This window comes from Mesorhizobium sp. Cs1299R1N1, assembly GCF_037179655.1.
GTDB lineage: Bacteria > Pseudomonadota > Alphaproteobacteria > Rhizobiales > Rhizobiaceae > Mesorhizobium > Mesorhizobium salmacidum.
In genome coordinates this window covers 280,902-304,415 of sequence record NZ_JAPYKR010000007.1, presented here as the reverse complement: position 1 = coordinate 304,415, position 23,514 = coordinate 280,902, and the positions used below count along the sequence as shown (strand labels likewise).

General features: G+C 62.9%; 24 protein-coding genes and 1 pseudogene. 15 read left to right on the top strand and 10 right to left on the bottom strand.

Annotated elements, in window-relative coordinates:
- Window positions 1–7: 7 nt before the first annotated feature.
- A complete protein-coding gene (locus tag O7A70_RS17705) occupies window positions 8–1,168 on the bottom strand; it encodes a YbfB/YjiJ family MFS transporter (protein ID WP_337141533.1) in 1,161 nt (386 codons plus the stop codon).
- A gap of 75 nt (window positions 1,169–1,243) precedes the next feature.
- A complete protein-coding gene (locus tag O7A70_RS17700; protein WP_032935024.1) occupies window positions 1,244–1,468 on the bottom strand; it encodes a hypothetical protein in 225 nt (74 codons plus the stop codon).
- A gap of 96 nt (window positions 1,469–1,564) precedes the next feature.
- Here O7A70_RS17700 and O7A70_RS17695 point away from each other — a divergent pair, with 96 nt between their 5' ends.
- Genes O7A70_RS17695 through O7A70_RS17685 form a run of 3 tightly spaced genes read left to right on the top strand, consistent with a single transcriptional unit; the run spans window position 1,565 to window position 4,191 of the window.
- Window positions 1,565–2,557, top strand: coding sequence for a LysR substrate-binding domain-containing protein (locus O7A70_RS17695; RefSeq protein WP_337141530.1), 993 nt, complete (start codon window positions 1,565–1,567; stop codon window positions 2,555–2,557).
- Window positions 2,554–3,819 carry an aminopeptidase gene (locus tag O7A70_RS17690; RefSeq protein ID WP_337141528.1) on the top strand — a complete coding sequence of 422 codons (1,266 nt, stop codon included), beginning with the start codon at window positions 2,554–2,556 and terminating at the stop codon, window positions 3,817–3,819. Before O7A70_RS17695 ends, O7A70_RS17690 begins: the two co-directional genes overlap by 4 nt.
- 15 nt (window positions 3,820–3,834) lie before the next feature.
- Window positions 3,835–4,191: a DUF488 domain-containing protein gene (locus O7A70_RS17685; RefSeq protein ID WP_140771668.1), complete on the top strand. Its 357-nt coding sequence runs from the start codon at window positions 3,835–3,837 to the stop codon at window positions 4,189–4,191.
- 61 nt (window positions 4,192–4,252) lie between these two features.
- Here O7A70_RS17685 and O7A70_RS17680 read toward each other — a convergent pair whose 3' ends face one another.
- Window positions 4,253–4,606, bottom strand: coding sequence for an ArsC family reductase (locus O7A70_RS17680; RefSeq protein WP_337141526.1), 354 nt, complete (start codon window positions 4,604–4,606; stop codon window positions 4,253–4,255).
- 161 nt (window positions 4,607–4,767) lie between these two features.
- Here O7A70_RS17680 and O7A70_RS17675 point away from each other — a divergent pair, with 161 nt between their 5' ends.
- Window positions 4,768–5,124, top strand: coding sequence for an ArsR/SmtB family transcription factor (locus tag O7A70_RS17675; protein WP_337141524.1), 357 nt, complete (start codon window positions 4,768–4,770; stop codon window positions 5,122–5,124).
- Window positions 5,121–5,600: an SRPBCC family protein gene (locus tag O7A70_RS17670; protein WP_337141522.1), complete on the top strand. Its 480-nt coding sequence runs from the start codon at window positions 5,121–5,123 to the stop codon at window positions 5,598–5,600. The genes O7A70_RS17675 and O7A70_RS17670 overlap by 4 nt, the downstream gene beginning before the upstream one ends.
- 90 nt (window positions 5,601–5,690) lie before the next feature.
- On the opposite strand, the gene O7A70_RS17665 is transcribed toward O7A70_RS17670, so the two are convergent.
- Entirely contained in the window at window positions 5,691–6,044 is a 354-nt protein-coding gene (locus tag O7A70_RS17665; protein WP_337141520.1) for a nuclear transport factor 2 family protein, read from the bottom strand.
- Window positions 6,045–6,210: 166 nt separating this feature from the next.
- Here O7A70_RS17665 and O7A70_RS17660 point away from each other — a divergent pair, with 166 nt between their 5' ends.
- Window positions 6,211–6,915, top strand: coding sequence for an SOS response-associated peptidase (locus O7A70_RS17660; RefSeq protein WP_337141519.1), 705 nt, complete (start codon window positions 6,211–6,213; stop codon window positions 6,913–6,915).
- A 449-nt stretch (window positions 6,916–7,364) separates the two neighbouring features.
- On the opposite strand, the gene O7A70_RS17655 is transcribed toward O7A70_RS17660, so the two are convergent.
- From O7A70_RS17655 to O7A70_RS17635, 5 genes are all read right to left on the bottom strand, one after another.
- The gene (locus tag O7A70_RS17655) at window positions 7,365–8,450 is read right to left on the bottom strand and encodes an ABC transporter ATP-binding protein (protein WP_337141518.1); all 1,086 of its coding nucleotides are present in this window, start codon (window positions 8,448–8,450) and stop codon (window positions 7,365–7,367) included.
- Window positions 8,440–9,048 carry a cupin domain-containing protein gene (locus O7A70_RS17650; RefSeq protein ID WP_337141516.1) on the bottom strand — a complete coding sequence of 203 codons (609 nt, stop codon included), beginning with the start codon at window positions 9,046–9,048 and terminating at the stop codon, window positions 8,440–8,442. The genes O7A70_RS17655 and O7A70_RS17650 overlap by 11 nt, the downstream gene beginning before the upstream one ends.
- Window positions 9,049–9,226: 178 nt before the next feature.
- Window positions 9,227–10,297 carry an ABC transporter substrate-binding protein gene (locus O7A70_RS17645; protein ID WP_337141515.1) on the bottom strand — a complete coding sequence of 357 codons (1,071 nt, stop codon included), beginning with the start codon at window positions 10,295–10,297 and terminating at the stop codon, window positions 9,227–9,229.
- 27 nt (window positions 10,298–10,324) lie between these two features.
- The gene (locus O7A70_RS17640; RefSeq protein WP_337141513.1) at window positions 10,325–11,146 is read right to left on the bottom strand and encodes an ABC transporter permease; all 822 of its coding nucleotides are present in this window, start codon (window positions 11,144–11,146) and stop codon (window positions 10,325–10,327) included.
- Window positions 11,143–12,030 (bottom strand): ABC transporter permease, encoded by an 888-nt coding sequence (locus O7A70_RS17635; protein ID WP_337141511.1) that lies wholly within the window; start codon window positions 12,028–12,030, stop codon window positions 11,143–11,145. Before O7A70_RS17635 ends, O7A70_RS17640 begins: the two co-directional genes overlap by 4 nt.
- A gap of 198 nt (window positions 12,031–12,228) precedes the next feature.
- Here O7A70_RS17635 and O7A70_RS17630 point away from each other — a divergent pair.
- The 7 genes and pseudogenes from O7A70_RS17630 to O7A70_RS17600 all read left to right on the top strand — a co-directional run.
- A pseudogene (locus O7A70_RS17630) lies at window positions 12,229–12,596 on the top strand (SDR family oxidoreductase); the annotation flags it as partial.
- Window positions 12,583–13,482 (top strand): aldose 1-epimerase, encoded by a 900-nt coding sequence (locus tag O7A70_RS17625; protein WP_337141509.1) that lies wholly within the window; start codon window positions 12,583–12,585, stop codon window positions 13,480–13,482. The pseudogene O7A70_RS17630 and the gene O7A70_RS17625, both read left to right, overlap by 14 nt.
- A gap of 96 nt (window positions 13,483–13,578) precedes the next feature.
- Window positions 13,579–14,736 carry a fumarylacetoacetate hydrolase family protein gene (locus O7A70_RS17620; protein WP_337141507.1) on the top strand — a complete coding sequence of 386 codons (1,158 nt, stop codon included), beginning with the start codon at window positions 13,579–13,581 and terminating at the stop codon, window positions 14,734–14,736.
- A 293-nt stretch (window positions 14,737–15,029) separates the two neighbouring features.
- Complete coding sequence (locus tag O7A70_RS17615; protein ID WP_023794606.1) at window positions 15,030–15,965, top strand: substrate-binding domain-containing protein; 936 nt, start codon at window positions 15,030–15,032, stop codon at window positions 15,963–15,965.
- A 115-nt stretch (window positions 15,966–16,080) separates the two neighbouring features.
- A complete protein-coding gene (locus O7A70_RS17610) occupies window positions 16,081–17,067 on the top strand; it encodes an ABC transporter permease (RefSeq protein ID WP_337141505.1) in 987 nt (328 codons plus the stop codon).
- Window positions 17,068–17,070: 3 nt separating this feature from the next.
- On the top strand, window positions 17,071–17,862 hold the full coding sequence (locus O7A70_RS17605; protein ID WP_337129943.1) for an ATP-binding cassette domain-containing protein: 792 nt from the start codon (window positions 17,071–17,073) through the stop codon (window positions 17,860–17,862).
- A gap of 27 nt (window positions 17,863–17,889) precedes the next feature.
- On the top strand, window positions 17,890–18,912 hold the full coding sequence (locus O7A70_RS17600) for a LacI family DNA-binding transcriptional regulator (protein ID WP_337141503.1): 1,023 nt from the start codon (window positions 17,890–17,892) through the stop codon (window positions 18,910–18,912).
- 315 nt (window positions 18,913–19,227) lie between these two features.
- Here the strand turns inward: O7A70_RS17600 and O7A70_RS17595 are convergent, their stop codons facing one another.
- Window positions 19,228–19,818: a TetR/AcrR family transcriptional regulator gene (locus O7A70_RS17595; protein WP_015318879.1), complete on the bottom strand. Its 591-nt coding sequence runs from the start codon at window positions 19,816–19,818 to the stop codon at window positions 19,228–19,230.
- 264 nt (window positions 19,819–20,082) lie between these two features.
- On the opposite strand from O7A70_RS17595, the gene O7A70_RS17590 reads away from it, so the two are divergent.
- Both O7A70_RS17590 and O7A70_RS17585 read left to right on the top strand, forming a co-directional pair.
- A complete protein-coding gene (locus O7A70_RS17590) occupies window positions 20,083–20,334 on the top strand; it encodes a hypothetical protein (RefSeq protein WP_337141501.1) in 252 nt (83 codons plus the stop codon).
- Complete coding sequence (locus O7A70_RS17585; RefSeq protein WP_027142278.1) at window positions 20,328–23,504, top strand: efflux RND transporter permease subunit; 3,177 nt, start codon at window positions 20,328–20,330, stop codon at window positions 23,502–23,504. Before O7A70_RS17590 ends, O7A70_RS17585 begins: the two co-directional genes overlap by 7 nt.
- The last annotated feature ends 10 nt before the right edge of the window (window positions 23,505–23,514 follow it).

The following is a 23,514-nucleotide window of genomic DNA, read 5'->3' as shown; positions in this document are numbered from 1 at the left end:
CGGCAAATCATGGCGATTTTGGCGCAGCCGACCATGTGACGGCGCCGGAGACGACCAGGACGGCCGCGGCGACGATGGAGGCGAGGAAGAAATCGCCCGACGCTTGCGCCAGAAGCCCGGCCGCGATCGGGCCGATGATCTGGCCAAGACCGAAGGAGGCGGTCATCAGGGCAAAGACGCGCCGGGGCGACCCTGGGGCCTGCCGCCGCGCCGCCTGCAGACCAAGTGCGGTGATGGCAATGAAGGTGCCGCCGAGCAGCACGCCCCCAAGCAGCGGCCCCGTGCGCCCGCCGGCGGCGACGCTCGCGGTAACGCCAACAACTTCGACGAAGCATCCCAAGGCATAGGCGGCATAGAGCCCGATCCGCGCCGCTATCTTCTGCCACAGCCAGACCGAAGGGAAACCGGCAAGGCCGGCAACCATCCACACCACGGCCTCGAAGACGCGGCTGCCGCCGCCTTGCCGGACAATGGCGACGAGGAAGGTCGCCGTCACCACATAGCCGAAACCGAACAGGCCATAGGCGACGATCACCTTCATCAGCGACCGGTCTTTCGGCAGCGCCGGTTCCGGGAGGGCTTCGCCATTGGTGAGCGGACCCTGGTGCGCCAGCAGCGCCACGGCGACGAAGCCGCAAACCGAAATCGCACCTGACCACAGCCAGCCCTGCGCCCACCCGGCGTGACCCGTGACCAGTACGGCCATCATCGCCGCCGATATCGCGATGCCGAGGCCAACGCCGCCGAAATGCCAGGCCTGCAGGTCGCCGCGCCCGGCCGCAGCGATATGGCTGAAAACGATGCTGGCCATGAACACCATGACGAAGGCGCTCGCCAGACCGGCCAGAAAACGGATGGCGAGAAAGGCGGCCATGGTGTCGGTCAACCCCATCAGGGCGGCCAGCATGGCGCTGGCACCGAGGGCGACGAGCATCAGCAAACGCTCGCGTCCATGCGCCCAGTTGCCCGCCGCCGCCAACGCGCCGACGAGGTAGCCGAGATAGTTGGCCGAGGCGATCCAGCCGGCATCGGCCGGCGACAGATGCAGTTCCTCCATCATGCCGGGCAGGATCGGCGTGTAAACGAAGCGGCCGATGCCCATGGCCACCGCCATGGCGATCATTCCGGCGAAGGCGTAACGCAGCGCTGTCGATTGGGGCGAAGTCATTGCAGTGCACAATAAATGTGCGGGCGGGTGAAACAATCCGCCTTATGTTGGGCCAGTTCAGTGCCCGAGTTGCGCTCAGCAGCGCCCGCCGAAACCGGCGCTCAGTGAAACGGTCTCATGCACGGTCCGGCGCGCCGTCAGCCGGAATGGCACATCACCGAGCTCGCGCTCCGACATAGCGTCAAGCGCCGGATGCGCAAGCGGATCGGTCAGCCACCTCAGCGTATCGATGTCGCAGCGCGTGTCGTCGGAAGAAGTGGCGGCGAACAGGACCTTCAGCGACAACAATATCCTCAACATTTCCGGCTCCATAGGGCCTGTCTCCATCCATAAAGTCCGCCGTTTCGATATCTCTTTCAATTGAGATTTCGGCCGGATCGGTTTAGAAAATCTCAAATGGCCATGCTCAACCGCGTTCATCTCAACGGCCTTCGCGCCGTGGAAACCGTCGCCCGTCTCGGCTCGCTCACGACCGCCGCCGGCGAACTCAATGTTTCTGTCAGCGCCGTCAGCCAGCAGATCAGCCGCACCGAAAAACAGCTCGGCCAGGCACTGTTCGAGCGCACGACGAGCGGTCTCGTGCTGACCGAATTCGGCGCGGTCTTCGCGGCCCGCCTTGGCGCTGGATTTCGCGAGCTTGCCCAGGCCGTGGCACTGGCCGACGAGGCGACCCAATGCACATTGGTCGTTTCTGCAGCACCGGCCTTCGCCTCCAAATGGCTGTTGCCACGGCTGTCGCGGCACTTCGACCGGCATCCCAACGTGCTGTTGCGTATCGATGCCTCGGTGCGGCTGGCCAATCTCGATCGCTCGGATGTCGACATCGCCATCCGGCTTGGCGATGGCAAATGGCCGGGCGGAAAGGCGGAGCTGCTTTTGGCGCAGGAAGTCTTCCCGGTCTGCGCGCCTGGCATTGCAAGAAAACTGAAGTCGATCGGCGACCTGGCGCAGACCTGCGCCATCACCGACGAGCGGGCGATGATCAACTGGGAAAGCTGGTTCGCGGCCGCCGGCGTTCAACCCGTCACCTTCCAGAAAGGTGCGCGCTTCACCGACCCGATGCTGTGCCTGGAATCGGCAATCGCCGGCCATGGCGTGATGCTGGGCTGGCAATTGCTGACGGCCGATGCGCTGGCCGATGGGCGGCTGGTGGCACCGTTCGGAATCCGCGCCCAGAGCGGACTCGGCTACTGGCTGGTGACCTCCACCACCAAAGCCGAGAGCCGCAAGGTCCGGGACTTCAAAATCTGGATCAAGGAAGAGATCGCGGCGACGATGGCGCAGTTCGGATCGTCGGTCGCGGAGCCAAGCGGCGCGATCGCGGTGGAAAGCACCGCGGCACCGGTCTATGTTCAATCAGACATCCCACTACGACAGGCAGGATCATGACCACACATTCGCGCGGCGTTTCCGCAACGATCGACCCGGTGAAGCTCGACAGGCTGGCGGAGGTCGCAATCAAGGTCGGGCTGCAATTGCAACCCGGACAGGATTTGGTGCTGACATCGTCGATCGCGGCGCTGCCGCTGACCAGGCGCATCGTCGAGCATGCCTACAAGGCCGGCGCGGGGCTGGTGACGCCGATCTTCAACGATGACGAGATGACGCTGGCGCGCTACCGTTTTGGCGCCGACGCCGGCTTCGACCGCGCCGCCGGCTGGCTCTATGAAGGCATGGCGAAGGCCTTCTCCAACAATGCGGCCAGGCTTGCCGTGCGCGGCGAGGATCCGTCGCTGCTGTCGACGCAGGATCCGGCGAAGGTGGCGCGCGCCAACAAGGCCAATTCGATGGCCTACCAGCCGGCGCTGGAGAAGATCACCGGCTTCGACATCAACTGGAACATCGTCGCCTATCCGGATCTGGCCTGGGCAAAACAGGTATTTCCGGGCGAGCCCGACGATGTCGCGGTGGCGAAGCTGGCGGACGCCATCTTCTCCGCTTCGCGCGTCGACGTCGAGGATCCGATCGGCAACTGGAAGGCCCATAACGCAGCGTTAGCCGAGCGCACCAAATGGCTGAACGAGCATAAGTTCCATTCGCTGCATTTTGCCGGACCGGGCACCGACCTGACGGTCGGGCTGGCGGATGGCCATGAGTGGATGGGCGGCGCCTCGACCGCCAAGAACGGCATCACCTGCAACCCCAACATCCCGACGGAAGAGGTCTTCACCACGCCGCATGCGAGGCGGGTCGAGGGCCACGTGTCTTCGACCAAGCCGCTGTCCTACCAAGGCACGCTGATCGACGACATCTCGGTGCGCTTCGAAGGCGGGCGGATCGTCGAGGCCAAGGCTTCGAAAGGCGAGGACGTGCTGAAGAAAGTGCTCGACACCGACGAAGGCGCGCGCCGCCTCGGCGAGGTGGCGCTGGTGCCGCATTCCTCGCCGATCTCGGCCAGCGGCCTGTTGTTCTTCAACACGCTGTTCGATGAAAACGCCGCCTGCCATATCGCGCTCGGCCAATGCTATTCGAAGTGCTTCGTCGACGGCGCCTCGCTCAGCCAGGACGAAATCGCGGCACGCGGCGGCAACAAGAGCTTCATCCACATCGACTGGATGATCGGGTCGAACAAGATCGACATTGACGGCGTCGCCAGGGATGGCGCCCGCGTGCCGGTGATGCGCAAGGGCGAGTGGGCCCAGGGGCTGTAGACCAGCGGAGGTGTGATGGCCTTCGACATCGCGGTCAAGCGCGTCTACGAAGCACCCGGGAAGGACGATGGCCAGCGGGTGCTGGTGGATCGGATATGGCCGCGCGGCGTCGCCAAGAAGGATGCGGCGCTGGCGCTGTGGCTGAAGGAGATCGCGCCGAGCGACGAACTGCGCAAATGGTTCGGGCATGAGCCGGCGCGCTGGGCGGAATTCCAGAAGCGGTATCGTGGCGAATTGGATGGGAATGAAAAGGCGGTGGCGCAACTGCGCGCCCTGCTCGGCGACGGCAAGGTGACGCTGCTCTATGGCGCCCACGACGAAGCGCATAACAACGCCGTGGCGCTGGCGGGGTATTTGCGAGCCCACGCATAACATCGAGACGCCGGCGGGACAGAGGGGGCGCGAAGGATCGCGGCGGGGGTGAGAGTCGGGTCTACTTCCCGCCCACCGCCCCTTCATAAACATCCGGCTTGAACCCGACGAGGATATTGTCGCCGACTTCCAGCACTGGCCGCTTGATCATCGTCGGCCTGGCCATCATCAGCGCTTTCGCCTTCTTCTCGTCGAGGCCTTGCCTGTCCGCCTCCGGCAGTTCGCGAAACGTCGTGCTGCCCTTGTTGAGCAGCTTTTCCCAGCCGACCTTGCCGACCCAGCCATTCAGCCTGGCTGCCTCGATCCCTTCGGCGCGATAGTCGTGGAACCGATAGGCAACGCCATGGCTTTCCAGCCAGACGCGCGCCTTCCTGATCGTGTCGCAGGTGGTGATGCCGTACATGGTGATCGTCAAAGCGTGGTCCCCTGGCTGACAGTCGAATCCGCCCACAGCCTAAAACCGCCCTTCCCGCTTTGCCAGCAGCTTGGCCGGCATGTCCGAAATTTGGTGCTTGCCAATACTAAGGAATTTCCCTAAGTATTGTTGACCGTTTTGGCGACGACCCAGGACCAATGATGACCAGCCTTCAGAGCGCAAACCCGAGCCCCCCGCCGATCGACGGTATCTTTCGCGCGCTTGCCGACCAGACGCGGCGGCGCGTTGTGGAGCGTCTGAACCGGAGCCCCGCGTCGGTCAGCGAACTCGCCCAGCCCTTCGACATGGCCCTGCCCTCCTTCATCGACCATCTCAAGATTCTCGAAGGCTGCGGGCTGGTTCGTTCGCAAAAGACTGGGCGGGTCAGGACCTACGAACTTGCGCCTGAGCCGTTGAAGCTCGCCGAAAGCTGGCTGGCCGAACAGCGCACGCTTTGGGAGCGCCGCCTCGACCAGTTCGACGCCTATGTCATGACCCTCAAGGAAACAGAAAAATGAGCTATCCGTTCAAGCCGGATCCGAGGCTGGACCTGACGCTGGAGCGCGTGCTCGATGCGCCACGCGAATTGCTGTGGCGAGCCTGGACGACACCGCAGCATGTCAAGCAATGGTTCACGCCGAAGCCTTGGGTCATCACCGACTGCGAGATCGATCTGCGGCCGGGCGGCCTGTTCAGGACGCGCATGCAGTCGCCCGACGGCAAGGAGGTCAACGACCGCCATTGCTGCTATCTGGAAATCGTGCCGAACGAGCGGCTGGTGTGGACGGATGCGCTGCTGCCTGGCTATCGGCCCTCGGGCGAGCCCTTCATCACCGCGGTCATTTCCCTCCAGCCGGACGGCAAGGGCACGCGCTACACCGCCACCGCCATCCATCGCGACGAGGCCACCCGCAACAACCATGAAGAGATGGGTTTCTTCGACGGCTGGGGCACGGTGGCCGATCAACTCGCGCAATATGTGAAGACGATTTGAACAACTTACGTGGCGGCCAGGGCATACCCGTGGCCGCCATTTCGGATCCATTCAGCGAAAGGCTCCCGAGAGCCGATGGTATTTCGGGCCCTAGTAGTAGAATCGCTCTTCGGTGATCTTGCCGTTCTTGACCGTGTAAAGGCCGATCTCATCCATGGTGACACGCTGGCCCGTGGCCTTGGGCGTTATGTCAAACGTGAAGCGCACCGCGAACTGGTCGCCATTGACATAGGGACCCTCGACCGAACCGCCGTGCACTTCGTTGTTCTCTTGCCACCACTGGCTCTTCTCCTTGAGAGCCGCCTTGCCGTGGCTGACGGCCATCGGCCCCTCCATGGCTTCGTAACTGGCGATATCGTCGGCATTGTACTTCTCGGCAGCGCCTTCATTGTCGCCCTGCTTGAGGAGCTCGGTGAAATCCTTGGCAATTTCCGCTGTCGTCATTTGTGTTCCTCCTGTTCAGACCCATTGCAAATAGGGAACCGCCTGCTGGCCGACCACCGCCGGACCGTTCGATAGCTGACATGGCGCTGTCAGGATGGGTGCCTGGCCATCCTATCGCGGATCGACTTCGGTTGCAGACGCAAGCCAATTCCGCAATGCTGGGTGAATGTGCAACCTCTACAACATCACCACGACGCAAGAGGCGGTCCGCCAATGGACACGCACCCTGCGCGACGTCATCGGCAATCTCGAACCTTCAGTGGATATCTATCCCAATCAGCTCGGCCCGGTTGTTCGCAACACGCCACAGGGGAATCGGGAGCTAGCGAAACTGCTTTGGGGTTTGCCGACGCCGCCAGAGCGCATGAAAGGTAAGGCCGACTACGGCACCACGAACGTTCGCAATCCGCAATATTCGCACTGGCAACAGTATGTCGGCGTCGAACACAGGTGTGTCGTGCCAGTGACCAGCTTTGCCGAACCCAGCCCTACCTCGAACGACAAGGACCCAGAAACAGGGATCCAGCGAAATTACTGGTTTGCCCGTGACGAAAGCCGATCTTTATTCTTCTTCGCTGGTTTCTGGACCCGCTGGCAGGGCGTTCGAAAAGTCAAGGATGGGCCCGGTGACTTTGAACTATACGCCTTTATGACAACCAAGCCGAACGCCCTTATCGCGCCGATCCATGAGAAGGCTATGCCTGTGATCCTGACCACACCGGACGAGACGGAGACCTGGCTGACAGCGCCGTGGACGGAAGCCCGGCATTTGCAGCGGATGGCTCCCGACGACGCGTTGGTCATCGTTGAGAAGCCACCCACACAGATCAAGTTCCCGCAGCAGGTGCCAGTCCAAGGATCTCTTTTCTAAGCCAAGGATTACCCTGCCAGCCGCACCTTCAATCGTCGTCTCGCCAAATCACTCGGCGAACCATGCGAATCTCGACAAGGCGCCTGATACGAATTTTCAAACGTTCGGCCGCGCTTGGCAGAATGATGCCCGCGTCAAGCTCGCGAAGTTTGCAGCGCTCGCATCGCATGTGCCGTTCAACGTCCCAAAAGGGGATGTCACCGACCAGCTTCGCTAGATCGCCCGGCAGATAGTACCGAGTGATGTTGCAGTTCCTGCATCGGACACGAATTAGCTGCCCGACTTCGTGGGCCAAGCAAAGGGTTTGCACATTTCGGCGCGGCCGGCTGCTGGGTTCGGGCATCCGCCAAAATAGGAATTCATTCCTGGACGAGTCAATTCCTACTTAATTCCAATGTTCTTTTGTTGACCACATAGCATGGAACCAGCCCCATAGCGGCGACCCACAACTACCCAGGCAACATAGGGCAGTTGGCGCCACGGCGAAGGCTGATATGCGCCACGTCGCCGGCGCTGAATTGAAAGCCCTCGGCCTGGCGCGGCGCGTCGATGACAACGGGCATGCCTTGCCCCAGTTCGGCGTGCAGGCGCAACGTACGGCCATGGAAGACGATGCTGTTGACCCGTGCCGGCGCCGTACCGGGCGTGGCCTCGGCGGCCGCCAGCAAATCCTCCGGGCGCACACCTATGGTGCGCATCTCGCCCTCGCGAGGCTGATCGCCGGTGTCGGGGACAGCTTCCAGCGGCAAGGCGCCGGCGGTGAAACGCAGGCGATCGCCATAGCTGCCGACAAAGCGCGACTGCAGCAGGTTCATGGTGCCGATGAAACTTGCCACAAACTTGGTGGCGGGGCGGTCGTAAAGCGTCGCCGGTGGTGCGGTCTGCTCGATGCGGCCCTTGTTCATGACGACGATGCGGTCGGAGATCGACAGCGCTTCGGTCTGATCATGCGTGACCATGACGAATGTGGTGCCGAGCCGCGACTGCAGCCGCTTCAATTCGACCTGCATCTGTTCGCGCAGATGCGCATCCAGCGCCGACAGCGGCTCGTCGAGCAGGAGCACGCGGGGCTCGCAGACGATGGCACGCGCAAGCGCGACACGCTGGCGCTGGCCGCCCGACAATTCGGAGACGCGGGCGCGCAGCTTGTCGGCAAGGCCGACCATGTCAAGAGCCTCGGCGACGCGTCTTGCCTGTTCGCCGCCGGCCAGCTTGCGCAGCGACAGGCCGAAGCCGACATTTTCGGCGACATTCATATGAGGAAACAGCGCATAGTCCTGGAACACGGTGTTGACCGGCCGGTCGAACGGCCGCAGCGCGGTGATGTCGCGGCCATCGAGCAACACTCTGCCTCTCGAAGGGCTTTCGAAGCCGGCAATGACGCGCAAGCTGGTGGTCTTGCCGCAGCCGGACGGACCCAGAAGGGTCAGGAATTCGCCGCCGACGATGTCGAGATCGACGGCATCGAGCCCGACTATGCCACCCGGAAACACCTTCGACACCGCCTGCAGCCGCACAATTGGATCAGGCGCCATCGCGAACCTCGGAGGGCTTGGTCGTGTTGACCCAAAGGATCCGGCATTGCTCGCCACCGGGGTTGCGGAAGGCATGCAGAAGCGTGCTCTTGAAAGCAAAACTGTCGCCGGCCTTCAGCAAATATTTCGTCGAATCCACCACCAGTTCGACCTCGCCCGCGAGTACACAGCCGAATTCATGGCCGGCATGCGCATAGGCTTCCGCCGTGCCGCCGCCGGCTTCCACCGTCACCAGCATGCCGGTCAGCGTGGCGCCGGGCGGAGACAGCAGCGCCTTGGCGATGCCTTCCGACTTCACGGGGATCGAACGCCGCTTGTCGGCCCGCACGCAATAGAGATCATTGACGGCATCGCCGCCGTCGGCGATCAGCGCCGACGGCTCGATGTCGAGGGCGGCGGCAAGCGGCCAGATCACCTTGACGCGCAGCGAGGACATGCCGCGTTCGATCTGGCTGAGCGCACCGATCGATATGCCGGTTTTTGCCGCCAGTTCTGCCAGTGACAAGCGGCGCTCGAGTCGCAACGCCCGCACGCGGCGGCCGACGCGAACGTCGGCATCGTCCTTCGGCTTTGAAGCGGCTTCGTCCAGTATGTCCATTGTCGATCCTCGTTGTTTTCCCTTCTCCCCTTCTTCTGGGAGAAGGTGGACCGGCGCGCAGCGCCGAGACGGTTGAGGGGTGCGTGACGGAATACCGCCGGTGCCAAGCTGGAACACCCTCATCCGTCGCCTTCGGCGACACCTTCTCCCACAACAATGGGAGAAAGAAGAACCGCGCTTAACCGCCAGCCTTCACTTTTTCGAACATCTTGGCGACATCGTCGTTCTGTTTCATCGGCCCAGTGAAGATCGTGCTCTTCAACATCACTTCCGGGTCGGACGGCAGTTGCAACTTTTCCAATTCGTCCTTCGGCACGCCGGCGAAGGCGGTCGAGAGCGAGCTGCCATAGCCGTAGGACTCGATCAGGAATTTGCCGGAATCGGCGTCCAGCCGGCTGTTGATGAAGTCATAGGCGAGATCGACGTTCTTGGCGTCCTTCAGCATGACGAAGCCGCAGGCCCAGGTCAGCATGCCCTCCTTCGGCTTCATGAACTCGACCGGCACACCCTGCTTCCTGAGCGAGGTGGCCGAGGCATTCCAGGTCATGGCAGCGACCAACTGGCCGCTGGCAAGCGCCTGCTCGACCGAGGTCATGTCGGTCGTGTAGCTCGACAGCAGCGGGCGCTGTTCGCGCAATTTTGCCGCGACCTTGTCCATCTGCTCCGCCGTCATATCGAAGGGGTTTACGCCGGCCAGAAGTGCGGCGACGATCGGCGTGTCGTGCACCGCATCGATGGTCGCCATACGGCCGGCATATTGCTTGTCCCACAGAAGGTTCCAGCTCGCCTCGGGGTTCTTCACCAGATCGGTGCGGTAGAGGATCGAGGTGTTGCCCCAGTCCCATGGCACCATCCAGACCTTGCCGTCGCCGGCCTGCAGGTCGGGCAGGTTCTTGAACACCGGGAAGATCGAGTCCCAGTTCTTGATGCGCTTGGTGTCGATCGGCTGCAGCAGGCCTTCCTTGTTCCAGCGCGCCACCTTGTCGTAGCAGGGGTGCGCGATATCGGGCCGGAAGCCGGCCTTGACCTTGGTGAAGGCATCGTCGTCGTCGCCGAAGATCGAAGCCTCGACGCCATCGGGGTGCGCGGCAAGGAAGCTCTTGTTGAAATCGGGCAGCTCGTAGCCCGACCAGGTGAAGTACTGCAGCTTCTCGGCGGCGAGCGCCACGGTCGAAGACAGTGCTAGCGCAAGTGCTGCGAGGCCGGCCCGGGCCTTGTGTCCCGATATCGATTTCAGGTGGACTATCATTTTGTTCTCCTCTCTCGTTGTTGTGGTTCAGGCTGGATTGCGGCGAACCGCGCCGAGCCCGCGATGGCGCAGGATTTCGGCGGTTCCGGCGATGATGAAGGACACGGCCAGGATCACTGTTCCCAGCGCCATGACGGTTGGCAGCGAGCGGGGAAAGCGCAGCTGGCTCCAGATATAGAGCGGCAGGGTCGGCTCCGTGCCGGCGAGGAAGAAGACGACGATGAACTCGTCGAAGGAGATCAGGAAGGCGAGCATGAAGGCCGACAGCACGGCAGGCAGGCTGAGCGGCAGCATGACGCGCCGGAACGTCGTCCAGTCGGAGGCGCCGAGGTCGAGCGCCGCCTCGCGAACCGTCCCGGGAATGGCGGCGAAACGGCTACGCATGACGACCACGGTGGTCGGCAAGGCGACCAGGATATGGCCGAGCACGATGGCGACACGCGACGGTCCGAGGCCGACGAGATTGACCAGGATCAGCAGTGATATGCCGACGATGACGCCGGGAATGAGGATCGGCAGCCGCGCGATGGCGCTGATCGTGGCGGCCAGCGGTGAGCGGCCATAGAGGTCCATATAGGACACGGTGATGCCGCACAGCGTGGCGCCCGAGGCGGCGATGGCGCCGATGACGAGACTGTTGACGAGCGCACCCGACAGGGCCGGATTGCCGTGGAGCGTGGCATACCATTGCAGTGTGAAGCCTTGCAGGGGAAACGCGGCCTGGATGGAATCGTTGAAGGAAAACAGCGGGATCAGCAGGACCGGCAGATAGAGAAAGACCAGATAGGCAACCACATACAGGCCGAGCCACCGGCCATCCCGTTTCATGTTGGCGTGCCCTGCTTTCATGTGCGGCTGCCAAACCGGCGGTCGGCGCCGCGCGCGACCAACACCACGAGCAGAATGACCAGCATGACGCAGACCGAAAGTGCGGCGCCGAACGGCCAGTCATTGGCCTTGCCGAACTGCGACTGGATCAGCGAGCCGATCATGGTACTGGCTGGGCCGCCCACCATGGCCGGGGTGACATAGTCGCCGACGGTCGGCACGAAGACGACGAGGGCCGCTGCCAGGACGCCCGGCATCGAATTGGGCAGGACGACGCGGCGGAATGATGTGAATGGCCTGGCGCCAAGGTCGGAAGCGGCTTCGAGCAGCGATTTCGGAATGGTATCCAGCGCCACATAGATCGGCAGTATGGCGAAAGGCGCGTAGGCGTGGGCGAGCGTGACGACGACAGCGGCCGGCGTGTTGAGGAATGCCAGTGTCGGCTCGGACCAGATGCCACTTTCAATCAGCGCCGAATTCAGCACGCCATTGTAGGCCAGCACGATCTTCCAGGCGAAGACACGCAGGAGATAGCTGGTCCAGAACGGCAGCGTCACCAGGAACAGCAGCAGGCCGCGCCTGCGGCCGGCATGGAAGGCCAGATAGTAGGCGACGGGATAGGCGGTGACGACCGTTGCCATCGTCACCAGGCCGGCGATGACCAGCGAGCGCAACGTCACCGTCCAGTAGAGAGGGTCCGAGGCCACGGTGATGAAATTCGACAGGCTGAAACCGGCGCCGAGCAATGAGCCGTCATTGCCGCGTAAGGCAAGGAAAAGCACGAGGCCAAGGGCGAACAGGATCAGCAGGAAGGTGACCAATGCGCCGGGCAGCAACATGGTGAAGCGGAACACCGGCGAAGAGCGGAATTCCGGCAACGGCTGATTTGCTGCAAGGGTCGACATCGACCTGCCTGTAAGATTATGAAATCATCTTAGTTTTTTTCATATTCATGAAACTGTCAAGCTGAATCACGACCTCGCCTGATCGGCGCCCCATCAACCCAGCCTTCGAACCCGTCCAGCGTCGATACCACTTGATGGTCGCGGCCACCCCCGTCGGAAGGCGTGGACGGGATGGGCCGCACGGGTGAAGGTGGAAGCGGCATGAAGGCGAAGGCGTATGGTAAAATCGTGAACTTCTGCTCGATCACACTCAATGGCCGGTGGGATGGCTATGTACCTTATGTCGCATCGAAGGGCGCGATGCTGGGCCTCACGAAATTGCTGGCACGGGAACTGGGGCCGCATGGTATCACCGTAAATGCAGTGTCGCCGGGCGCAGTCGTTTCCGAAGCAGAGGGGCGCGTGTTCGGCGAGCGGCTCAAGGAATACAGTGATTGGATCATGGCAACCAGAGCCTGAAGCGCCGCATCGAGCCGAATCACGTCGCCGATCTTGTGCTGTTTCTTGTTTCGCCTGCCGCGGACATGATCAGTTGTCAGGATATCCACGTCGATGGCGGCTGGTAGTCGTGTTATCCCGTCGATGACGAACATGGACACGATCGAACTTGCCGACGAACGCGCCAGGGTGGTTGTCAACCCTCGCCAGGGCGCGGCAATCCTGCGCTACGACGCGCTTCGCTCCGACGGCGTGGTCACACCGGTGATAAAGCCGTCGGAAGGATTGCTGAAATTCGGCTCCCAGTTGCTGGCGCCATGGTCGAACCGGATTTCCGGCGGCGGCTTCGAGTTCGACAAGCGTTTCCATGCGATAGAACCCAATGTCGAAGGCGAGCCGTTCCCGCTTCATGGCGACGCTTTTCAAAAGCCTTGGCGTCTGAAGCGGCGGACGGGGACCGAGGCGGAGTTTGTTCTGGGCGATGGGTCGATCGGACCCTATCGCTACTATGCGAGCGTGCTCTATGGACTGGAGAACGGCGCGTTGAGCGCTACTTTGACCATTGAGAACCGGGCCGAAATCCGGCTGCCTTATGGGCTTGGCTTCCATCCATGGTTTCCGCGCAAGGCGCACACGTCGCTCCAGGCATCGGCCAAGAGCGTCTGGCTTGAGGATGAACGCCACCTGCCGACCAGGATGGTGCCACTCACCGACCACCTCGATTGGGATTTCTCGAGACGTGCGCCGCTTCCCGATACCTGGGTAAACAATGCGTTTGAGGGATGGGATGGACGCGCCTCGATCGTCCAACCCGATGATGCCATCGTCGTCTCGATCGAGGCATCGCCGCCACTCGGCGTCTTCATTCTCTATTCGCCGGCACGAGACGCCGGTTTTTTCTGTTTCGAACCTGTCTCGCATACAGTGGATGCTCATCACATCGGCGGCCTGAGGACACTCGAGCCGAGGGAATCGATGACCTCGCGGACGCGACTGCGCTGGCATGAGCTTTGATGCCGGAGAAGCGTGTGGCCTTCGGTGCGATTTGACTTGAAGAGAGGCCGCCGGAATTTCACAATCTGATTTGTCCCGCCCAACAACGAGAGAACGATGACGAACACGATTAACATCCCTGGTGACGGTGTCTTTCTCGGCCGCGCTCGACTACCGCCCGCCTCGCATCCCATTGTGGTCACGGTGCGTGACGGGACCGTCTTCGACATCACGTCGAGCGCGGCGCCCACGGTGCGCGACGTTTGCGAATTGGCTGATCCGGCCGGCCATGTGCGCTCGGCCAAGGGCAGGCCGATCGGCCTCCTCGACGATATCGCGGCCAACAGTTTCGAAGCCACGCGCGATCCGGCAAAACCCTTTCTGCTGTCTCCGGTCGACCTGCAGGCGATCAAGGCATCCGGCGTCACTTTTGTCGTCAGCCTGCTCGAGCGGGTGATCGAGGAACAGGCGCGCGGCTCGGCGGAAAAGGCCGACGCTATCCGCGCCGACATTGCCGGCCTGATCGGTCACGACCTGTCGAAGCTCAAGCCCGGTTCGCCCGAGGCGATGGAGATCAAGGCCAAGCTGATTTCGCGCGGTGCCTGGTCGCAATATCTGGAAGTGGGCATCGGCCCCGATGCCGAGATCTTCACCAAGTGCCAGCCCATGGCCTCGGTCGGCTTCGGCGCCGACGTCGGCCTCCACCCGGTGTCGACCTGGAACAATCCGGAGCCGGAGATCGCCATGATCGCCACGTCAAGCGGCAGGATCGTCGGCGCCACCATCGGCAACGACGTCAATCTGCGCGACGTCGAAGGGCGCTCGGCGCTGCTGCTCGGCAAGGCCAAGGACAACAACGCCTCGGCCTCGCTTGGCCCTTTCATCCGGCTGTTCGACGATACGTTCTCCATTGATGACGTGAAGCAGGCCGTCGTGCGCCTGAAGGTCGAGGGCGAAGACGGATTTTCGCTGGAGGGCGCAAGCTCGATGGCCGAGATCAGCCGTTCGCCGGAGGAACTGGTTGCGGCGGCCATGGGGCCGCACCATCAGTATCCGGACGGGCTGGCGCTCTATCTCGGCACGATGTTCGTGCCGTCGAAGGATCGCGGCGAAAAGGGCAAGGGGTTCACGCACAAGGTCGGCGACATCGTCACCATCTCGTCGGAAAAATTCGGCGCACTGGTCAACCGCGTGCGGCTGTCGCCCGATTGCCCGCACTGGAGCTACGGCGCCAGCCATTTGATGCGGGATCTCGCCAAGGCCGGCCTGCTCTAACCGGCTCTTCGGGGGCTTTCGCCCCAAGTGACCGCCCAAACTGGCCAGGGCAGTCCGCCCGGCTGAGCCTCGGCGACGATCATTCGGCTGGCCTGGAAAAAATCATCCCAACTGATGCGATCTGATGGGGTCGTTGATGGCGCCCCGTCAGGCGCCGACTACATCTGCAGATGGAGGCTTGCCATCCGTCGAAAAAGGGAATGCTCTTAGGCATCCGAGCGGCGCTGGCAAAAGACGCAATCCGGCTGAAGCCGGAACAAGGGACGGATCATCTTCAACCGGGAGGAAATCAAATGCTGACGAGATTAAGACTTGTGCTCTACGGCCTGCTGATCGCGCTGACGGTCATTCCGGCAGCCGCGCAGGCCAAGACGTTCTACTGGATTTCACATGGCGGGCCGGCCGACCCGGTGTGGACCTACTTCCTCGCCGGCGCCAAGCAATGGGCCAAGGACACCGGCAACACCGTCAACACCTCGTTCCACAATGGAGACGTCGCCTCGCAGCAGGAAGCGGTGCGCGCCGCCCTCTCGGCCAAGGCCGACGGCATCGTCACCACCAGCCCCGATCCGGGCAGCCTGGTCGAGATCGTCAAGGAAGCGCGCGCGGCCAACGTTCCGATCATCAACTTCAACACGCCCGATCCCAAGGCCAATTTCAACGCCTATGTCGGTGGCGACAACGTCACCTTCGGCAAGCATTGGGCGCAGTATCTGGTCGACAAGGGCCTGGTGAAAAAGGGCGACTTCGTATGGATGCCGGTCGAGATCCCCGGCGCCACCTACGGCGTGCAGGAAGAAGAAGGCATCAAGAGCGTCTTCGGACCGCTCGGCATCACCTATGAAGTGACCGAAGCGACGCTCGACCAGGCCGAGGTGATCAACCGCATGGTCGACTATCTCACCGCCCATAAGGGCAAGGTCAAAGCCATCATCGGCCTGGGCGACCTCGTCACCGGTTCGATCAAGCGCGTGTTCGACCAGGTCGGCGTCAAGCCGGGCGAAATCCCGGTCGTCGGCTGGGGCAACTCGCTCGACACCACCCAGGAAGTGCTGAACGGCTATGTCAATGCCGGCCAGTGGCAGGATCCGCAGGCGACCAGCTATGTGGCACTGTCGCTCGCCAACATGGCGGCCAGCGGCATTCCTCCGGGCTTCAACGTCATCACCGGCGCGCTCTACGAGAAGGACACCGCGGCGGTCTACGACAAGATCCTGTCCGGAAAATAATCCGCGATCGCTGGCGCCGCGCATCTCGTGCGGCGCCAGATACCTTCATGGCCGCGGCATGTCCACCCGATGCGGTGGTGGTCGCGGCCCGTTCCAACCATGTCGCGGGTTACCAGTGGAAAATCATTCGCTCACTCAACGCCTGATCGCGCGGCCGGAATTCGGACCCTTCGTTCTGCTCATCGTCGAGATCGCCGTTTTCTGGGGTTTCAACCACGACTTCCTGTCACCGCAGAACATCTCCAACACACTGGCCTTCACGGTCGAACTCGGCTTGATCGCGCTGGCGATGACGCTGCTGATGACGTCAGGCGAATTCGACCTTTCCGTCGGGTCGCTGTTCGGCTTCTCGCCGGTGCTGATGTGGACGCTGTTCAATGCCGGCGTCACGTCGCTGGAGATGGGCTTCGTCGTCGCGCTGGTGGTTGCCGCCTTGATCGGGCTGGTCAATGGCTGGTTCGTCACGCAGCTCAAGATCCCGTCCTTCCTGGTGACGCTCGGCATGCTCCTGGTGGTGCGCGGCAGCGCGCTTTTCATCACCGACGGGTTTCCGCAGCGCACCTGGAGCGCCGAGGGCAGCTGGCTGGCGGAGGCGCTGGTCGGCGACTTCTTCATCGGGCCGTTCCGCATCTACATGTCGCTGTTCTGGTTCATCGCCGCGGCGATCGCGCTCGGCTACGTCTTGACGCAAAGCCGGACCGGCAACTGGATCCAGGCGGCGGGCGGCAATCCCAACGCGGCGCGCGCCCGCGGCGTCAATGTCAGCGGCGTCAAGGTCGGCCTGTTCGTCCTGTCGTCGCTCATGGCCTCGCTTGCCGGCGTCATCTCCTCGCTGCGCACATCCGCCGCCAACCCCAACAGCGGCACCGGCTACGAGCTCGAGGTGATCGCCATGGTGGTGATCGGCGGCACGGCGCTGACCGGCGGGCGCGGCACCATCATCGGCACCGTGCTCGGCATCCTGATCCTGCGCGTGATGCGCAACGGCATCGTGCTGATCGGCGTGCCCGGCCTTGCCTACAACATCTTCATCGGCGCGATCATCCTTGGCATGATGGCGCTGCATTCATGGCTGGAACGCCGGCACCAGGCGGGGACTTGAACCATGGCCGAGCCACTGATCCGCATGCAGAACATCCGCAAGTCCTATGGCCGCGTGCAAGCGCTGGTGGACGCCAATTTCCATGTCAACGAGCGTGAGATCGTCGGCCTACTGGGCGACAATGGCGCCGGCAAATCGACGCTGATCAAGGTTCTCTCCGGCGCGGTGCCGCTGACCAGCGGCGACATCTTCATCCGCGGCAAGAAGGTCACCTTGCGCAGCACCAGCGACGCCATCGCCCAGGGCATCGAGACCATCTACCAGGACTCCGCCCTGGTCACGCAATTGTCGATCGCGCGCAACCTGTTCCTGGGTCGTGAACCGATCAAGCCGCCGCGCTTCCTCAATCGCATGGACCAGGAGGCCATGAACACGGTCGCTCGCGACCTGCTCAAACAGGTCGGCATCTCCAAGAACATCCCGCCGACGACGCCGATCGGCTCGCTCTCCGGCGGCGAGCGCCAGGCGGTCGCGATCGCGCGCGCCATGCATTTCGACAGCGACCTCATCATCCTCGACGAGCCGACCAACAATCTCGGCGTCGCCGAGACGCAAGGCGTGCTGAGCTTCGTGCGCAACGCGCGCGATTCCGGCCACTCCTGCATCTTCATCGCGCACAACATCCACCATGTCTTCCAGGTGGTCGACCGCATCGTCGTCATGCGCAGGGGCAAGGTGGTCGCCGACGACATCGATCCGAAGACCACAACCGTGACGGAGGTCGAGCGCATCATCACCGGCATGTCGGACAAGGACATCCGCGACGCCCTCGCCGACGGCAAGCCGGGGCACTGAGGAGGCATCGACGCACAGGGTCGCGGCATGAAGGCCACCGTCTCCGACATCGCCAGGAACTGCGGGCTGTCAACCGCAACGGTCGACAGGGTGCTCAACAATCGGCCCGGAGCGAGTGCCGCCAACCGGCAGCGCGTCATGGAGGCCGCCAAGCAGCTCGGCTATTTGCCGGTCGCCGACCAGGTGACGCTTCCCTCGAAACCCGCAAACCTCGAATTCTTCCTGCCGATCGGCAGTAATGCCTTCATGCAGGACTTGGCAAAGCATATCGAGGACTACGCCTCGCGCCTGCCGCTTGTGGCGTCCTGCCGGATCCACAATCTTGCCGGCATCTCGCCCAATGCCCTGCAGACAGCGGTCGAAAAACTGTCGCTGCGGGCCAACGGCGTCGGTGTCATCGCGGTCGATCATCCCAGGACACGCAACATCCTGCGCGACATGGTCGAGGCCGGCATCCGCCTGGTGACGCTGGTGTCCGATATTCCGGCCGCACCCCGCTCGGCCTATGTCGGCATCGACAACCGCGTGGCGGGACGGACGGCGGCCCTTTTGATGGGACGCTTGCTGGGCGGCCGCGAGGGGCAGCTGGCGATGGTCGTCGGCTCGCGCTCCTATCGCGGCCATGAAGAGCGCGCGATGGGCTTCCGCTCTGTGCTTGGCGAGGAGTTTCCCAATCTTACCGTCAGCAGCGCCGTCGAGATCAATGACGAGCCCGATGCCAGCTATGCGGAAACCATGAAGGCGTTGCGCAACGAGCCGGAACTGCTCGGCATCTATTGCGTCGGCGCCGGGCGCTCCGGCATTGCCAAGGCGATCCGCGAAGCCAGGCCCAACCGCAAGCCGGTGTTCATCTGCCACGACCTGACAAGGGAGACACGCGGCTATCTCGTCGACGACCTCGCCGACGTCGTCATCGATCAGAACGCCAGGCTGATCGCGGAGCAGTCGGTGATCCAACTGCTCGGCTCGATCGCATCATCGGCGCCCTATCTCACGCGCAAATTCATCGAGCCGCGACTGATTTTCAGGGAAAACGTGCCGGTGCAGTGAGGTCGTACTCCTGAACTTCATCGAGGGACCCGGCAAATCTGCACAGCAGCTATGCACAATTCATTGTTGCCGAATCATTGGGCAACTCGTAGTTTCTGGTTGTCGGCCATCTACTCCTCCCAGATGCGATGCCGACGCTGAATGGGGTGCACCTCCTCCCGCACCACATTCGAAATCGAGCCCGCTGCCACCTCCTCCCGGCAGCGGGCTTTTTTCGTTCTGATCCGCAGCTATTACGACGCCGCCGCGCCAAAAGCGTGCGGTCCGGTCCGTCCGGTCACGGAATCGCACAGATCGTTGGCAGTCCGGCAGACGTCAGCCTGCCGCGGTGCCCCTGAAGGAAACGATCAGCCCTTCGGCCATACGCACGAACTGCGTGCTCGGGCCCTCGGCACCGACGGTCTGCACGCTGACGCGCGCGCCTTCAAACAGCAGCGACAGCGTATCGGCGAGAAGTTCGGCCTGACCGATGCCGGCATCCCGGCAGAGCCCGACCAGGCGTTCGCGCTGGGCTTCCTTGAGTTCCTTGATCACGCGCCTTGCCGGGTGATCGGGCTCGGTCAGTTCGGCGGCGGCGTTGGCCATATCGCAGCCGCGGCCGTCGGTGTTGAGCATGGCGGCGGCCTTGCGAACCCAGGCATGAAGCTGGGCGAGTTTGTCGCCCGGATGCTCGGCCTCGAACGTTTCCCACATCGCGCCGGCTTTCAACGCGTTGGCGCGCAGGCATTCGACGATCAGTTCGTCCTTGGACTCGAAGTGACGATAGAGCGTCATCTTGTTCGTGCCGGCAGCCTCGGTGATGGCGTCGACGCCGACGCCCTTGATGCCGTGCTTGTGGAACATGTCACGCGCCGTCTCCAGGATCCGATCCCGGGGACGAGAGCGCTCCACGACGCCGTCTGTCATCATGATCTCCTTTTTCGTTTCCAAAAAATCCTCGGCCACCTCTTGACTAGGGTGTTACCGGTCTGTAACTTCCAGAATGTTACTTACTGGTAACACCTATGTAGTCCGTCGTCAATAACAAGACCGTGAACTGGTCCTGCCAGATTGGGATCGGGCCAGATCGAGATGGACGAAAAGACTGCCAATCATGCGGCTTCGGCCGGTGAAGAGATGAAAAACGGTTCGCGAGCATAGGCTGCGAATCGACAGACAAGGAGCCGGCCAATGCCACAGCGCCGCGATCTTACCATGGATGAGGCCGTCCGGGATCCGATGATCCGGCTGGTCATGAAAGCAGATGGGGTAGACCCCCGCGCATTCGAGAACATGTTGCGCTCGCTCGCCGATGGGCAGCGTCGCGAGGTGCCGTTGCTGCGTTCGCGGGAAGGGTCCCGTAACGGGCACGGCCAATTGTCCAGGGTCGCCAGCGCCTTCGGGCGGGCAAGAGCGGCCGGAGAGGCGTATGTGTCGTGGTAAACTTCTTCATCCATCGTCCGATCTTCGCCTCGGCCATCGCCATTATCATGGTGCTCGCCGGGACGATTTGTTATTTCCTGCTGCCCGTTTCGCAGTTTCCCGACATCACACCGCCTCAGGTCGTGGTCAGCGCCCACTATCCGGGCGCCAGCGCGCAAGTGGTGGCAGACACGGTAACGACGCCGCTGGAACAGCAGATCAACGGCGTGCAAGGCATGACCTACATGTCGTCGACGAGCTCCAATGACGGCTCGTCGACCATCACCATCACTTTCGATGTCGGCTATTCCCTGAGCACTGCCGCCGTCGACGTGCAGAACCGCGTCTCCCAGGCGGCCTCGTCGCTGCCGGCGATCGTCAACCAGGGCGGCGTGACGATCAAGAAGCAGAACCCGAACTTCGTCCTGATCGTCAACCTGACCTCGCCCGACCATTCCGTCGACCCGGTGGCGCTCTCCAACCTTGCCTATCTGCAGGTGGTGGATCCGTTGAAGCGGCTGCCGGGTGTCGGCGACGTGCAGATCTTCGGCGAACGGCGCTATTCGATGCGCGTCTGGCTCGACCCGGACAAGCTCGCCAATCTCGGCATCACCGCCGTCGACGTCCAGAACGCCATCGCCGAACAAAACGTCCAGGTGGCGGCCGGCAAGATCGGCCAGTCGCCGGCGCCCGCCGGCACAGCCTTCGAGATGCAGGTCAACGCCGTCGGCCGGTTGAGCGACCCCAAGGAATTCGGCGACATCGTCGTGCGTGCCAACACGGACACGGGTTCGCTGGTGCGGCTGCGCGACGTCGCCCGTATCGAGCTTGGCGCCCTGCAATATTCGTCCTCGGCCTTCTTCGGTAAGGACCCGACCGTGGTGCTCGCCGTCTATCAGATGCCCGGCTCCAACGCGCTCGATCTGCAGCAGCGCGTCAAGGACAAGATGCAGGAACTGTCGGCCCGTTTCCCCAAGGGCGTCGACTATGCGATGCACTACGATACGACGCGCTTCGTCTCGGCCTCGATGCATGACGTGCTGATCACGCTTGGCGAAGCCCTGGTGCTCGTCGTGGCGGTGGTGTTCATCTTCCTGCAGAGCTGGCGCACGACGATCATTCCGACCATTGCCATTCCGGTGTCGCTGGTGGCGACACTCGTCATCATGGAGATGATGGGTTTCTCGCTCAACATGCTCTCGCTGCTCGGCATGGTGCTGGCGATCGGCCTCGTCGTCGACGACGCCATCGTCGTGGTCGAGAATGTCGAGCGACAGCTCGAGGCCGGACTGAAACCACTGGCGGCGACAAAAGCCGCCATGGCCGAGGTCACGGGTCCGATCATCGCGACAACCGCCGTGCTGATGGCCGTGTTCGTGCCGGTTGCCTTCATTCCCGGCGTCTCCGGAAAACTCTACAACCAGTTCGCGCTGACGGTGGCGATCTCCGTCGGCATCTCCGCCTTCAACTCGCTGACGCTCAGTCCCGCGCTCAGCGCTGCCTTCCTTCGGCATCGCGGCGAGACGCAGTTTGTTCTGTTCCGCTGGTTCAATACGGGTTTCGACAAACTGTCGCATGCCTACGCCCATGGCGTGCGCTTCCTGATCCGCCTGCGCTGGATCATGCTCGGCTTGTTCGCGGCCGGTCTGGTCGCCACCTATTTCGTCTGGCAGAAGCTGCCCTCGACCTTCCTTCCGGTCGAGGACCAGGGCTATTTCTTCGTCGTCATCCAACTGCCCGACGGGGCTTCGCTGGAGCGCACCGATGCGGTGGCACAAAAGGCGCGCGACATCCTGCAGGCGACACCCGGCGTGGACATCGTCGGCTCGATCAGCGGCCTGAACTTCCTGACCAGCGCGGCGCAGTCGAACTCGGCGGTCGAGTTCGCCATCCTCAAGCCATGGGAAGAGCGTGGCCCCGACCAGAGCGCCTCCAAACTCGTCGCCGACGTGCGCGGCAAGCTGATGCAGATCCCGGAGGCTTTCGCGCTCTCCTTCGATCCGCCCTCCATCCCTGGCATCGGCACCACGGGCGGCTTCGAATTCGTCGTCGAGGACCTCACCGGCCGCGGCAGCACGGCCCTCAACGACGCCACGCAAGCGGTGATCGCCGAGGCGCGCAAGCAGCCGGAAATCAATCCGCAGCAGCTGTTCTCGCCGTTCTCGACCTCGACGCCGCAGTTCAACTACGATCTCGACCGCGCCAAGGCGAAGCTGCTCGGCCTCAACCTGCCGGACGTCTTCAACACGCTGCAGATCTATCTCGGCTCGCTCTACGTGAACGACTTCAACCTGTTCGGTCGCACCTTCCGGGTGACCATCCAGGCCGACAAGGATTCACGTGCGGGTGCCGCAGATATTTCACGGCTCTATGTGCGCAATGCTTCCGGCGGCATGGTGCCGCTCAGCACGCTGGGCAAACTGGTGCCGTTCGTCGGCCCGGAAACCGTGCCGCATTACAACAACAACGCCTCGGCCACCATCAATGGCGGCGCCGCGCCCGGCTATTCGTCGGGCCAGGCGGTCGCCGCCATGGAGCGGGCCGCGGCCACCGCGCTGCCCAGGGATTTCGGTTTCGAATGGACCGGCATCACCTTCCAGGAGCTCAAGGCGGGATCGATCGCGTCGGTTGTGTTTGCCCTCGCCATCGTCTTCGTCTTCCTGATCCTGGCGGCGCAGTACGAGAGTTGGGCGATGCCGTTCATGGTGCTGCTGGCGGTGCCGCTCGCCCTGTTCGGCGCGTTCGCCGCACTTTGGGTGCGCGGCATGCAGATCGACGTCTATTCGCAGATCGGCTTCGTCATGCTGATCGGCCTGGCGGCCAAGAACGCCATCCTGATCGTCGAGTTCGCAAGACGGCGTCGCGAGGAAGGCCTCAGCATCATCGAGGCATCGATGGAGGCCGCTCGGCTGAGATTGCGGCCGATCCTGATGACCGCGTTTGCCTTCATCCTCGGCGTGGTGCCACTGATGATCGCCACCGGCGCGGGTGCCGCAAGCCGTCAGTCGATCGGCACCACCGTGTTCGGCGGCATGGTCGCGGCGACCATCCTGTCGCTGGTGTTCGTGCCGGTCTTCTACGCGGTCATCGAACAGCTGCGCGAACGGCGCGGCGGCGACGAGCCCGCCTCTCAACACACTGAACCAACGGCCAAACCCGCCTTCCCTCCCCTGGCGGAAGCGGCCGAATAAGATTGGAGAA

Coding starts and splice junctions, on each gene's coding strand:
- O7A70_RS17705 (WP_337141533.1), bottom strand. CDS start 1,168: ATGACTTCGCCCCAATCGACAGCGCTGCGTTACGCCTTCGCCGGAATG.
- O7A70_RS17700 (WP_032935024.1), bottom strand. CDS start 1,468: ATGTTGAGGATATTGTTGTCGCTGAAGGTCCTGTTCGCCGCCACTTCT.
- O7A70_RS17695 (WP_337141530.1), top strand. CDS start 1,565: ATGGCCATGCTCAACCGCGTTCATCTCAACGGCCTTCGCGCCGTGGAA.
- O7A70_RS17690 (WP_337141528.1), top strand. CDS start 2,554: ATGACCACACATTCGCGCGGCGTTTCCGCAACGATCGACCCGGTGAAG.
- O7A70_RS17685 (WP_140771668.1), top strand. CDS start 3,835: ATGGCCTTCGACATCGCGGTCAAGCGCGTCTACGAAGCACCCGGGAAG.
- O7A70_RS17675 (WP_337141524.1), top strand. CDS start 4,768: ATGACCAGCCTTCAGAGCGCAAACCCGAGCCCCCCGCCGATCGACGGT.
- O7A70_RS17670 (WP_337141522.1), top strand. CDS start 5,121: ATGAGCTATCCGTTCAAGCCGGATCCGAGGCTGGACCTGACGCTGGAG.
- O7A70_RS17665 (WP_337141520.1), bottom strand. CDS start 6,044: ATGACGACAGCGGAAATTGCCAAGGATTTCACCGAGCTCCTCAAGCAG.
- O7A70_RS17660 (WP_337141519.1), top strand. CDS start 6,211: ATGTGCAACCTCTACAACATCACCACGACGCAAGAGGCGGTCCGCCAA.
- O7A70_RS17655 (WP_337141518.1), bottom strand. CDS start 8,450: ATGGCGCCTGATCCAATTGTGCGGCTGCAGGCGGTGTCGAAGGTGTTT.
- O7A70_RS17650 (WP_337141516.1), bottom strand. CDS start 9,048: ATGGACATACTGGACGAAGCCGCTTCAAAGCCGAAGGACGATGCCGAC.
- O7A70_RS17645 (WP_337141515.1), bottom strand. CDS start 10,297: ATGATAGTCCACCTGAAATCGATATCGGGACACAAGGCCCGGGCCGGC.
- O7A70_RS17640 (WP_337141513.1), bottom strand. CDS start 11,146: ATGAAAGCAGGGCACGCCAACATGAAACGGGATGGCCGGTGGCTCGGC.
- O7A70_RS17635 (WP_337141511.1), bottom strand. CDS start 12,030: ATGTCGACCCTTGCAGCAAATCAGCCGTTGCCGGAATTCCGCTCTTCG.
- O7A70_RS17625 (WP_337141509.1), top strand. CDS start 12,583: ATGGCGGCTGGTAGTCGTGTTATCCCGTCGATGACGAACATGGACACG.
- O7A70_RS17620 (WP_337141507.1), top strand. CDS start 13,579: ATGACGAACACGATTAACATCCCTGGTGACGGTGTCTTTCTCGGCCGC.
- O7A70_RS17615 (WP_023794606.1), top strand. CDS start 15,030: ATGCTGACGAGATTAAGACTTGTGCTCTACGGCCTGCTGATCGCGCTG.
- O7A70_RS17605 (WP_337129943.1), top strand. CDS start 17,071: ATGGCCGAGCCACTGATCCGCATGCAGAACATCCGCAAGTCCTATGGC.
- O7A70_RS17600 (WP_337141503.1), top strand. CDS start 17,890: ATGAAGGCCACCGTCTCCGACATCGCCAGGAACTGCGGGCTGTCAACC.
- O7A70_RS17595 (WP_015318879.1), bottom strand. CDS start 19,818: ATGACAGACGGCGTCGTGGAGCGCTCTCGTCCCCGGGATCGGATCCTG.
- O7A70_RS17590 (WP_337141501.1), top strand. CDS start 20,083: ATGCCACAGCGCCGCGATCTTACCATGGATGAGGCCGTCCGGGATCCG.